An 11,775-nucleotide genomic window follows, 5' to 3' on the forward strand; every position below is an offset into this window, starting at 1 on the left:
ATGGAGCCAATTTAGACTTGAAATTTGGCCCCGATCCGAATAGTCCCAGACTTGTACTTGGCTTCAGTCAAAATAAATATGAATACAGTACAAATGATTTTATTGACAATCGATTGGGGATTTCCTTCCGGGTGGGACAGCCGAGTAATCCTTTCCGAAGAATGCAAAATGTCGATTCTTCTGCAATGAATGATGACATGATGCCCAATAGTGAAGTGCCAGAGTAGTGATTCATTAGACCTGTTAATGGATTATTGAAGCAGAACTAGAATGCAGTAGTTAGATTTTTAGGCTTAGATAGCTTGGGATCTAAACTACTGTTTTTATCTACCAATTTAGGTCTTTTTGCTTATGCTAAATACTCAGAAAAATTTACTTTTTGTTAAAATAAATTCTGCATTTTTAGCTTTGAAAAAGCCTTGGCAAAAGCCAAAAAGAAAGTAGCAATTTCTGTGATCAATGCCAGTAATTCAACGCAGACAAGTCTTGATTAGAAGACCTTATCTTTGACACTCTTAAAAATATAAATAAACAATAAAATTTCTTATTGATTTTTGAAAATCTAAGTATAATTGTCGGTAGGGCTAGAAAAATAAAATGTCTATGAATAAAATTCAACTACGGGTTGTAAAGAATAGAACATTTTCGAGCCCATTAATTCTAAAGAAATTTAGAGTTGGTAATTTGTACAAACATTACTCTTCCATGGAGAGAATATTAACAATGAAACCTATTAAACTTTTACCTGTCATACTAGCCTCTGTGGCTACCGTTGGTTTTGGTGCTGTAGTCAGCCAGCCGGTGATTGCTCAAGACGCAGATGTTGAGGATCTCGACATCGATGGTGAAGAAGGTAGTGTCGATCTCGACGAGTTTGACACTGGTGAATATGGTGCAGTAGCAGCAACCGTTGCCTACGCAGATGAAATCAGTGGCGACAACGGTGATGCAACTGCGAATAATGCCTTTACTGCTGGTGTTGCGTTCGGTGAAACTGCATCTACCGTATCCCAGATCCTCGCTTTTGATATTGACGAAGATGAAGAAGGCGATGCCTTTGATGATGCAGTAATCATTCAATCTATCGCTTTTGCAACTGAAAACGAGACTGAGTATGAACCTCAGTACTATGATTATGCCGATCAAGACAACGCTGATTTTCTTGATTTTGTTGACTAATTGCAGGATCTAAATTAATTTTTGATGTTGATTAGAAAGGGAATAAATTTTTTTATTCCCTTTTCATTATGGAAATAAGTACTCAAGTATTTATGATCAACAAATTAAATGATCTTCTTTTGGGAAAAAGCTTGTTTTTTCTGATTGATATCAAAATACAAAACATTTTTTACTGAAAAATGACTGACTATCAAACCTTCTGCTTTTTTGAGAAAATTCTAACGTTTGAATTTGATTTAGCGACCGTAGATAAATTAGTCGAATTCACACTGGCAAATATTGAAAAGCACAGTGGTAAGAAGAGATCAATGCGTAAGGGCCAACAACTTAGAGAGCTCAATACAAATCAAGAGTTTTTATCTATCCTAGGGCCAGGTCTAAAATCAATTTACCAGGCTGCACCCGCCTGGCTAGAGGGCCACAAGGAAGGTGGTCTTAGAGAAAAAAAATCACTTTTTTGTTGACGGATGCTTGGATTAACCATAGCCCCCCTGGTGCCTATAATAAAATACATATACATCCGGGGGCGAATATCTCTGGCGTGATTTATCTCCAGGCCCCTGAAAATTGCGGCAATATTAGTTTTGTTAATCCTTATTCATACTTTTGTGCTGCGGAAGATACTTATACAGTAGTTCCTAAAAAAGGAATGGGGTTACTTTTTAATAGTCGCTTGCCCCATTATGTGGATGTCAATCACTCTGAAGAAGACCGCATTTCGATGGCTTTTAACATGAGATTTACGGATTTACCCTTAAAGCTCGGCTAAAATAAGCCTAGTTCCATCGGACATTTTTAGGAATCATGGCGCGATGATCAAAAGTTCTACTTTTCGGAGTGGAACTTTAACTTTTATTTTGAGTCAGTTGAATCATCTGGATTCCCTTCAACAAAATACATTTTTTATGATCTGTCTTTATTCTGAGAAAAAGCAATGAAATGTTACTTATTTAATGGATTGGCAACTCTCTGTTTGCTAATAGTCCATAATTCTGTGGCAGCACAGAGTAATGCGAATAGATTTGTGCCCTTGATCCAACCTTTGGGGAAATGTCGGGAAGCTCTAAGTTCAGATCAGCCTCCAACTGTACAGTTGCGTCTGTGCAATGCTGCGTTAGAAGCTCACAAAGAAAATGTAGAACAAGTCAACAGTCCATTGGAAAAAAATTTGTTCTGGGGTAATTTGGCAATTATCCATGCTAGCTTGCAGAGTATTTTTGAAGAAATAGACGGTACAGCAACAATGGATAGGGCCTGTACTCAAGCTGAATTGAGCTGGTTGGCGCACAAAAATGTTCAAGATGAAGACTGGGGAAGGGAAGATTTACTAGCCGCATCTCAAAACGTGCGAGGGAGAATTCAAGAAAATGTTCAAGAATGTCGCAACAATGTGGGAACACCTGAATGGGGAGCGACACTGTAGTTGACTAACCATAATGAACTTGAATATCGTTCTATAGGCAAGTGTCGCTATCGTAAATTCACCCTGTAAATGAATTTATTTCACAAAAAAAGGCGATCGCCTTTTCTCCTTTTCCTCTCCTCCTGCCTGCTGGTGATCAGCCTCAGCCTTGGATTGCAGCAACCAGCGGGAGCAATTTTTGGCCTACCCTTACCGGAAGCAGATCTAGGGGAGGTGTTGCCGAACAATGGTCAGGAGCTAATCGTCGATCGGTGTGTGTATTTGGATGGCCACTGTATTTTTAAGGTGGCGGCTCCCCGTTCGGAACTTTCGACACGGCTGAACTATATCCAAACCCAGCTCAACCGAATTAAACGGGTATATGACGCGGAAAATGCCCCAAACATTCAAGTGATACCTGTTGGGTCTGAGGGGGAAGCGAACGGTGATCTAGAAAATAATATTCAGATCCAGGTGGGAGATGATGAATCCATCCGCTTGATGACCGTGACCCGCTGGGACGCACAACTGAGTGGCGAAGATATTGAAGGACGCACTGAGCAGATTATTGGTCAGATTGAAAGTGCCTTAGACCGGGCTCAGCTTGAACGAACGGACACATTTTTAAAACAGCGGGTGGCGATCGCCATTGGTGTTGCCGTGGTGGCCTTAATCCTAGAAATTTTCGGGCGGCGCTGGCAGCGTAAACTCCACAAACAACAGGAGCGGGAAGCAGAATTTCCCCAAGGCAATACGACCCTCATTTCAATTCAACTGAGCCAACGGCAAAGCAACAACCTCCGGGAAGTCAAAGTTCGTTTGAGCCAACTGCTTCAGGGAGGCGCGATTACCGCAGCCATTTTTATTAACTTGGGCTTATTTCCCCAAACGCGGATTGCCCAGGTTTGGCTGTTGGGCATTTTTAGATATCCTCTTTGGCTCGCCTTGATTGCCCTAGTGAGTTATTTACTAATCCGGCTGAGTTATGCGTTGATTGCCAAATTTAACCAACTCCTGGCCGATGGTGCCCTCGAAGCGTTTACGTTTATCACCCAAGAGTCGAACCAGCGGCTAGAACTGCGGGTGCAAACCTTTTCCCAGGTGATGCGCAGCGTCGTCACCCTAATTATTTTAGTAATTGCCCTGCTGGTCTTTTTTTGGTCGATTAATATCAATATCGCGCCCCTCCTTGCTGGGGCTGGGATCATTGGTTTGGCGGTGTCCTTTGCGGCTCAAAATTTACTCAAGGATATTATCAATGGTTTTTCGATTATCCTCGAAGACCAATATGCCGTTGGCGATGTGATTAATGTGGGCTCGGTGACGGGTTTAGTCGAAAATATCAACCTCCGCATTACCCAAATTCGGGACGCAGAAGGCCGCTTGATTACGATTCCCAATGGAGAAGTGCGGATCGTCGCTAACCTTTCAAATCAATGGTCACGGGCCGATCTTAATATTCCGGTACCCTACGAAACAGATGTCGATTTTGCCCTCAAGGTGTTGGGGGAAGTGGCCGAACAGATGTATACGGATCGAGATTGGCGATCGCGCATTATTGAAGCGCCCTTGGTGCTGGGGGTGGATAATTTCAATGAGCGGGGCATGGTGATCAAGCTGTGGATCAAAACTTTGCCCCTAAAACAGTGGGAAGTGTCACGGGAATTCCGGCGACGGGTCAAAATTGCCTTTGAAAAAGCGGGAATCATTATTCCTGTCTTCCAGAGTGATGTGTGGCTCCACGGTACAGATCAGCCATCAGAGCCTCCCCATTAAGGGCGATCGCCTTGCTCAATTCATTTTCTATATAATTGAACTCTGCCGTATTTCCTCTTAACCGTCCTTGACTGAGATCCAAGCCGAAACCCTTAAACTTCTCGAATGGCAACGCCTGTGCCAACATTTATCGACCTTTGCCGCAACAAAGTTAGGGGCGATCGCCGCGCAGCATTTGGTTTTTCCCCAGAGCCAAGCAGACAGTGAAATTCTCCTCGCCCAAACCGTCGAAATGCAGGCCTTGGATGGAGCGGTGGACAACGGCGTTTCCTTTGAGGGGATTGGCGATATCAGTGATGCTTTGGAACGGGCCACCGTGGGCGGGCTGATCACTGGCAAAGATCTCTTGCTCATTGCCACCACCCTGGCCGGAGTGCGTCGTTTGCGGCGCTTAGTGGAAAATGCGGAACTAGAACTCCCCCAACTGACGCGCCTGGTGGAGCAGGTGCGCACCTACCCGGAATTAGAACAAGATATTCACCATTGCATCGATGACCGGGGAGATGTTACAGACCGAGCCAGCCCGAAGCTCGAAGGAATTCGCGTCAAAATTAAAGGAGCCAGGGAGCAGATTTACCAAACCTTGCAGCGGATCATGCAACGGCACAGCGGCTCGATCCAGGAAGCGGTCATTACCCAGCGGGGCGATCGCTTTGTGTTACCCGTTAAGGCAGGGCAAAAGGAACAAATTCCTGGCATCGTCCACGATATTTCCAGCACGGGCTCGACCCTTTACATCGAACCGAAAGGGATTGTGGAGTTGGGTAATCGCCTCCGCCAGGCCGTTAAACAAGAGGAGCGGGAAATTGAAATTGTCCTGCGTCAGCTCACCGAAAAAGTGGCCGAGGTAGTCGAGGATCTCGAAAAACTCCTGGCGATCGCCACCACCCTCGATCTCGCCATGACCCGTGCTCGTTACAGTCTTTGGCTCGATGGACACCCGCCCAAATTTATCGCCCCCGATCAACCGACGGTACTGCGGCAGTTGCGCCATCCTTTGCTGGTATGGCAGGAGAAACAAGAAGAAAGCCTGGAAGTTATCCCGATCAATGTGCAAATTCGCCCAGAAATCCGCGTCGTGGCGATCACGGGCCCCAATACTGGCGGCAAAACTGTCACCTTAAAGACTCTGGGAATGGCCGCGCTCATGGCGAAAGTAGGCCTTTTCATTCCGGCGATCGCCCCGGTGGAAATCCATTGGTTTGACCAAATCTTAGCCGATATCGGCGATGAACAATCCCTCCAGCAGAGTTTATCAACTTTTTCTGGCCATATTCGCCGTGTGGGTCGGATTATCGAAGCTTTAGACCAGGAGAGTCAGAACAATCTTGTGCTCCTCGATGAAGTGGGGGCCGGCACCGATCCCACCGAAGGCAGTGCCCTGGCGATCGCCCTGTTGAAATATTTGGCAGACCAGACCCAGCTCACGGTGGCTACCACCCACTACGGGGAACTGAAGGCTCTGAAGTACGAGGATGAGCGCTTTGAAAATGCCTCGGTCGAATTTGATGAATATTCCCTCCGGCCCACCTACAAGTTGCTCTGGGGGATTCCGGGGCGTTCCAATGCCTTGGCGATCGCCCAGCGTTTGGGCCTAGATGCGGAAATTGTGGAAACAGCCCAGGATCTGTTGGGGAATACTAATACCAATGTCAACGAGGTGATCGCCGCCCTCGAAGCCCAGCGCCGGGAACAGGAACAAAAAGCCAAGGAAGCCGAAGCTCTCCTCAAACAGACCGAACGGTTCTATACGGAAGTTTCCAGTAAAGCCGCCGATCTCCAACGCCGGGAAGCAGAACTCAAACTCGCCCAAGACCAACAGGTGCAAGCGGCGATCGCCGAAGCTAAAGCCGAGATTGCCCAGGTAATTCGCACCTTACAAAAGGGCCAACCCACCGCCCAAAAAGCCCAGGCCGCCACCGAAGCCCTGGGGGACATTGCCGCGAGCAAAATGAGTCAACCCAAACGGAAAAAACCGGGTTATCAACCGCAATTGGGGGAAAAAATTCGCATTTCTAAGCTGGGACAAACCGCCGAAGTTATTGAACTAGACCCTGACAATAAAACCCTCGTCGCCCGTTTTGGGGTGATGAAAATGTCCCTCGATTGGACAGAAATTGAATCGCTCCAGGGCCAGAAAGTCGAGGCAGAGCCCAAGCCAAAAACCCCGAAAAAACAAGCGCCCCCCAAAGCAAAAACCCCCGAAACCGTGACGGTGCGCACCACCCGCAATACCATCGATATCCGGGGACAACGGATGCACCAAGCAGAAAGTAGCCTCGAACAGGCGATCGCCAATGCCACTGCTGCGGGATCCCAGGTCATTTGGATTATCCACGGCAAAGGTACCGGCAAGCTCCGGGAAGGCGTCCATGAATTTTTGAAATACCATCCCCAAATTCAGCGCTACGAACTCGCCGAGCAGAAAGAAGGGGGGGCTGGCGTCACCCTGGCCTATTTTTCCTAAGAAGGCCGCATACTACAATATTTCCCTGGGAATCCTTTTGTACCAGAACACCACTCTAGCCCCAGGGACTCAATGCTCAAGCTCTTTAAACGCTACGAAAAATTAATGATTCAAATCTTGCTGGCGATGATGGCGATCGCCATTGGCTTAGCAACCCTGGATTTTGGCTGGTTCCTGTTCCAAAGTATTGCTGCTCCCCCGATACTGTTGTTAAACGCCGACCAACTGCTAGAAGTTTTTAGTCTCTTTATGCTGATCATTATCGGCATCGAACTTTTAGAGAGCATTATCAATACCTATCTTTCTAAAGGACGCCCCCATTTTGAAGTGGTTTTATCCGTCGCCATTATTGCGATCGCCCGGAAGGTAATTATCCTAGACATCAAAACCACCGATAGCGTGAGTTTATTCGGCATTGCCGCAATTATTCTTTCCCTGACGGTGGGCTATTACTTCATGAAGCAAAGCCACCCCGAAGATGGGTATTCCCCCGACCTAGATCCGACCAAAGACCAAAAACCGCCCCAGTAGCGTTCTCAAACATTGAACACGGAGCGGTAATTGACGCTATTTAGAGATTTCACTCAAACAAAATTAGCCGGACAAACTATAGACCGTTGGCCTGGAGAGGCGCATCTTCAACCTTGACCCGGTGGGTGGTGAGCACCATGCCATCACTGCGTACCACCAGGGCCGAGTACCACATATCTCCCGCTTCGGTGGGGGCTTCTACCCGTTTAAAAATGCCGCCAGCAGGCAGAATATCCAGGTCAAAGGCCTCCGGATTCGTGTAGGTGCTACTGGTAATCGGTTCTTCGAGGGCACCCCCCAATAAAATTTCTTCTCCCAAGGGATCCTGCACAATCACATCAAAGCCAAAATCAGCGGCAGGGGCAACGGTTTCTGGGATCAAGACTTTCAAGGCGGGGGGATTGTCGCCACTGGTGAGGGTTGATGCTTCAGATAAAATATCTTGGCTAATCAGTTTGTCCCCTTGGAATGTCTGTTGGGAACGGATTGTACTTTCATAATGAACCCAGCGGCCTGCTTGTTTCTTGAGGCCCCGCACCTGGGTTTCGGTTTCAGCCACGAGGCGATCGCCTGTTTGTTCCCAATTGAGGAGCTTGGTGTTGTAGCTCAGGCGGGGATATTCTTCCCAGAGTTGGGTTAACAAGTCCTGGAGATCCGTTTTGGAGAGTCCGTCGCTGTGGGTGAAATTCTCACCGTAGAAATTTAAGAGTTGCTCTAGTTGTTGGTCATTGGCGGCTTGGTCAATGTCTACCAAAAGATCCGTGAGGGAAGCTGGGGCAGTGGCCGGAGTGCGGGCCTCGCTGCGTAAACCAAATCCCAGGGTTAAAACTCCCGTGGCGATCGCCATGCCAAAAAACCGTTGCCAAGATTGCCAGTAGCCCATAAATTTTCGATCACTCCTTCAAGCGGACAAGTTCCCATCAGTTGATCAGAACGTGTAATCTATTCTAGAACCTGAGACGAAAAACGACTGAAATTGTGGCAAAGGCAGTGACCCGAATCTTGATGGCGGCCAGCGGCACCGGGGGACATCTCTTTCCGGCCCTGGCGGTGGCAGAAAAATTAACGGACTGTGAGATTGAATGGTTGGGGGTCCGCGATCGCCTCGAAACGGATTTAGTGCCTAATCAATATCGCCGCCATGCGGTCACGGCCAAGGGACTCCAGGGCAACCCCCTCCAAAAGCTAGTCAATGGTTTGCAGTTGCTCGCGTCTATTTTCCAAACCTACAAAATTTTGGGCGATCGCCAGATTGATCTAGTTTTTACCACCGGGGGATATATCGCCGCTCCAGCAATCCTGGCGGCGCGACTGCGACGAATTCCGGTGATCCTCCACGAGTCCAATGTGCTTCCTGGTAAAGTGACCCGCCTGTTGGGGCAATATGCCACTGCTGTGATTGTGGGCTTTCAGGAGTCGGCCCAATATTTACCCAAGGCAAAAACCATTCACCTCGGCACCCCAGTGCGAGCCGAATTTCTCACGCCCCAACCTCTAGAGTTAGATCTTCCAGGCGATCGCCCCTTGATTTTGGCGATGGGGGGTTCCCAGGGGGCCGTGGGGATTAATCAATTGGTGCGTCAATGTGCGGGCCGCTGGCTCGAAGCCGGAGCCTCGATCGTTCACATCACCGGGAAAAACGACCCTGACGTTGGCCAGTTCCAAGCCGAAAACTATCTCACCTTGCCCTTTGTTGAGAATATTGCTCCCCTCCTGCAACGGGCGGACGTGGTGATTAGTCGCTCTGGGGCCAGCGCCCTGACGGAATTAACCATTACCAAAACGCCGGCCATTCTGATTCCCTATCCCTATGCCGCCGAGGATCACCAAACCCTCAATGCCCAGGTTTTTGCGAAACACGAAGCCGCACTGTTAGCGCCCCAGGCTGAATTAACCCCTGAATCCCTCACAGCGATGGTCTTGGGTCTATTAGAAGCACCGGGGAAACGGGAGGCGATCGCCGCCAATGTTGCTGCCCTAGGGATGCCAGAAAGTGCCGAAAAAATTGCTTATTTCCTGCGTACTACTCTACGTTTGTAGGGGTTTCAAGATTCGGATCATCCGGTTGCGTCGGTAGAGGTTCACGGTTTAACAGCCAGTTCAAACCAAAGGCCGCCAGGACTAACATCAGAAGAATCGCCACTAAACTCACCAAAATTAAGGTGAACTGGGACAGACTATTTTCCGCCTCTGGTTCCGACGCCAGTTCCGCCTCAAGGGTTGTGTCTAGGGCCAGATCCGGAGGGACAAATTCCGGCTCAAAGTCTTCAGGGGCGGGAGCCGTTTCAAGTTCTGGGGCCTGGGTGAAGGTGTCCGTTGTGAAGCGGTAGAAGGCGATCGCCGCCGTAATGTTATCTTCAGGATTTTTGGCGATCGCCTTCTCAATCAAGCTCTGGAGCAGAGCCGCCGGGGGCAAATGACCCTGGATAATCACCGGGGCGAAGGTCTGCCAATGGGACTCTAAAAATTGCTGGTCACTCAGGCCATCGGAACAGACCACCAACACCCCATCTTCAGCAAACACGAAGCGGCGAATCACAGGATGGAGGCGATCGCCCCCTTTAATCCCTAGGGCTTGGGTGAGGGCCATGTGATCGGGGCGCTGTGACCCTTGACGATAAATGGCCCGGCCCGCCTGGACTTCCCGACTGAGCACATCATCGTCCACCGTTAAGCAAACGCATTGTTCCCTGGTGAGCCAATAGGCCCGGCTGTCCCCCACCTGGGCAATGTAGAGTTCGTGGCTGTGGCTATCCTGGAGTTCGTCGGCCTTGGGTCTTTGGGGTACCTGGAGGGCAAGGGTTAAGGTTGTAGCCATGCGATCGCCCCCTGTGCGTCCTTCTTGATCGTTACGTTCGGCGATCAAGTTATTTGTAATGCGAATGTAGGCCGCTAGCTGTTGTTCGATGACCGCCGGGGGAACCACTTCATCGATATCAAATAGCCCTTGGAAAAAACCTGTCAATTGCAACTTGAGGGATTGAATTGCCAACTGACTCGCCACATCTCCCTGGCCATGGCCTTCAACACCGTCACACACCATTAGTAAATGATCACTCAAGGCCAGGGTTGCCGTAGGGGGAGCGGCTAAATCCTGGGTCGTGGGGTAGTGGGCATCTTGGTTGCTTGTGGGGAGTTTTCCCTGATCGGTGGCACTGGCGATCGCCATTTGCAGATGTTGCTGGCTAGACTGCTCTAAAAGGAGCTGATTTAACCGGGGCAAAATAATCTCTAGATCTGCATCCGGTTCGCTTAAACTCTCAATCATTTCCGTCAGCATTGCTTGAAGTGGCGGCGCGCTTTCAGGCAGGAGCGATCGCCAGGGCGTTACTAAGGCCCCTAAGGTGACAGGGGCACCAGGGGGATCGGCCAATAATTCCATCAGTCGGAGTCGCCAACCATCGACCCGGATATTTTCTAACGGCAAAAGGCTAGTGCCCATGGCCACGGCTGCCAAATCTTCCCAGAGATCAAGCATTTGCCACAGCCAATTTAACTGTTGCAGCGGGGAAGCATCGGCCCAAACCGATCCTAGGGCAGGCAGCAGTTCCCCTTGATTGTTAATTGGGATGTTGTCGAGGAGTAAAATTTCTCCTTCTGGGAGAGACAAAATATCGTAAATGCGAGGCAAGTGCAGTTGACGGGAATATAATTTGCCATAGCGTTGGGCCAGGTCATTGGGGGCTGTGCAGTCCGATGGTGCTTCGGGCTTGGTGTCTTGCCAAATTTGCGGCGCAACCACCCAGTAGCGATCGCCAACAAGATCCGCTGCCTGAAAGGTTAACGCCAAGGAACCCGATGCTCGGAGATAAGGAAGAGTAATAGACATAAACTTTAGAAAACAGTACAGCGCACAAACAGCCCAGGCCCAGTAGTCAAGCTATGATGAAGTCAGCGGTCAATGGTGCTGACCCACGGAGGCCATCCCTGATCGAATTATATGGCGAAAAATCCCCAATATTAGGGTCTCGGTGAATGCTCAATCCTTTAATGGTCTGGTTAATTATTGGCGCGGTGCTTTGCTCCCTAGAGTTTATTTTTCCCACCGCCTTCATGGAGTTTATGCTAGGGCTTGGGGCCGTGGCTGTGGCTGTCATTGTGTATCTCATTCCGAGCCTGAATCCGAATATACAAATTTTTCTATGGCTGCTGTTTTCGACCATCGCCATTGTGAGTTCCCGCCGTTTTTTTACCCCCAAAACTTCCATACGGACCCTCAGTGATGCTGCCGATGCCGAAACCCTAACGGCGATCGCCCCCGGTGAAGCTGGCCGCGTTTTGTACGAAGGCAACTCCTGGCGAGCCCGCTGCGCCGACGAAACCGTCACCATTGATCCCCATCAGACCGTTTATGTGCTGCGTCGGGAAGGCACAACCTTAATTGTTATGCCCCGGCATCTCCTTGAACCCTAGGCCCATG

The 11,775-nt window shown here is 49.1% G+C and carries 12 protein-coding genes; 10 read left to right on the forward strand and 2 right to left on the reverse strand.

Annotated elements, in window-relative coordinates; all coding sequences use genetic code 11:
* From AACR41_RS02310 to AACR41_RS02345, 8 genes are all read left to right on the forward strand, one after another.
* Positions 1–227: hypothetical protein (locus tag AACR41_RS02310; RefSeq protein ID WP_045442424.1), on the forward strand; the 227-nt coding region annotated here is incomplete at its 5' end.
* Between the two features lie 496 nt (positions 228–723).
* Complete coding sequence (locus AACR41_RS02315; RefSeq protein ID WP_138071601.1) at positions 724–1,179, forward strand: hypothetical protein; 456 nt, start codon at positions 724–726, stop codon at positions 1,177–1,179.
* A gap of 179 nt (positions 1,180–1,358) precedes the next feature.
* Positions 1,359–1,643: a hypothetical protein gene (locus tag AACR41_RS02320; protein ID WP_030007936.1), complete on the forward strand. Its 285-nt coding sequence runs from the start codon at positions 1,359–1,361 to the stop codon at positions 1,641–1,643.
* Complete coding sequence (locus AACR41_RS02325; protein ID WP_161768747.1) at positions 1,640–1,948, forward strand: TIGR02466 family protein; 309 nt, start codon at positions 1,640–1,642, stop codon at positions 1,946–1,948. The genes AACR41_RS02320 and AACR41_RS02325 overlap by 4 nt, the downstream gene beginning before the upstream one ends.
* 165 nt (positions 1,949–2,113) lie before the next feature.
* A complete protein-coding gene (locus AACR41_RS02330; RefSeq protein ID WP_030007938.1) occupies positions 2,114–2,602 on the forward strand; it encodes a hypothetical protein in 489 nt (162 codons plus the stop codon).
* 69 nt (positions 2,603–2,671) lie between these two features.
* Complete coding sequence (locus AACR41_RS02335) at positions 2,672–4,357, forward strand: mechanosensitive ion channel family protein (RefSeq protein ID WP_045442426.1); 1,686 nt, start codon at positions 2,672–2,674, stop codon at positions 4,355–4,357.
* A gap of 67 nt (positions 4,358–4,424) precedes the next feature.
* Complete coding sequence (locus AACR41_RS02340) at positions 4,425–6,824, forward strand: endonuclease MutS2 (protein WP_030007940.1); 2,400 nt, start codon at positions 4,425–4,427, stop codon at positions 6,822–6,824.
* 72 nt (positions 6,825–6,896) lie between these two features.
* A complete protein-coding gene (locus AACR41_RS02345; RefSeq protein WP_030007941.1) occupies positions 6,897–7,355 on the forward strand; it encodes a phosphate-starvation-inducible PsiE family protein in 459 nt (152 codons plus the stop codon).
* Between the two features lie 76 nt (positions 7,356–7,431).
* Here the strand turns inward: AACR41_RS02345 and AACR41_RS02350 are convergent, their stop codons facing one another.
* Complete coding sequence (locus tag AACR41_RS02350) at positions 7,432–8,238, reverse strand: hypothetical protein (protein ID WP_030007942.1); 807 nt, start codon at positions 8,236–8,238, stop codon at positions 7,432–7,434.
* 107 nt (positions 8,239–8,345) lie between these two features.
* On the opposite strand from AACR41_RS02350, the gene murG reads away from it, so the two are divergent.
* The gene (gene murG, locus AACR41_RS02355; protein ID WP_030007943.1) at positions 8,346–9,395 is read left to right on the forward strand and encodes an undecaprenyldiphospho-muramoylpentapeptide beta-N-acetylglucosaminyltransferase; all 1,050 of its coding nucleotides are present in this window, start codon (positions 8,346–8,348) and stop codon (positions 9,393–9,395) included.
* Here murG and AACR41_RS02360 read toward each other — a convergent pair.
* Positions 9,379–11,184 (reverse strand): protein phosphatase 2C domain-containing protein, encoded by a 1,806-nt coding sequence (locus AACR41_RS02360; protein ID WP_030007944.1) that lies wholly within the window; start codon positions 11,182–11,184, stop codon positions 9,379–9,381. The genes murG and AACR41_RS02360 overlap by 17 nt on opposite strands.
* Positions 11,185–11,330: 146 nt before the next feature.
* Here AACR41_RS02360 and AACR41_RS02365 point away from each other — a divergent pair, with 146 nt between their 5' ends.
* Positions 11,331–11,768 carry an NfeD family protein gene (locus tag AACR41_RS02365; protein WP_030007945.1) on the forward strand — a complete coding sequence of 146 codons (438 nt, stop codon included), beginning with the start codon at positions 11,331–11,333 and terminating at the stop codon, positions 11,766–11,768.
* Positions 11,769–11,775: the final 7 nt, after the last annotated feature.

The sequence above is a fragment of the Picosynechococcus sp. NKBG042902 genome, from assembly GCF_963864045.1.
Classification (GTDB): Bacteria; Cyanobacteriota; Cyanobacteriia; order Cyanobacteriales; family MRBY01; genus MRBY01.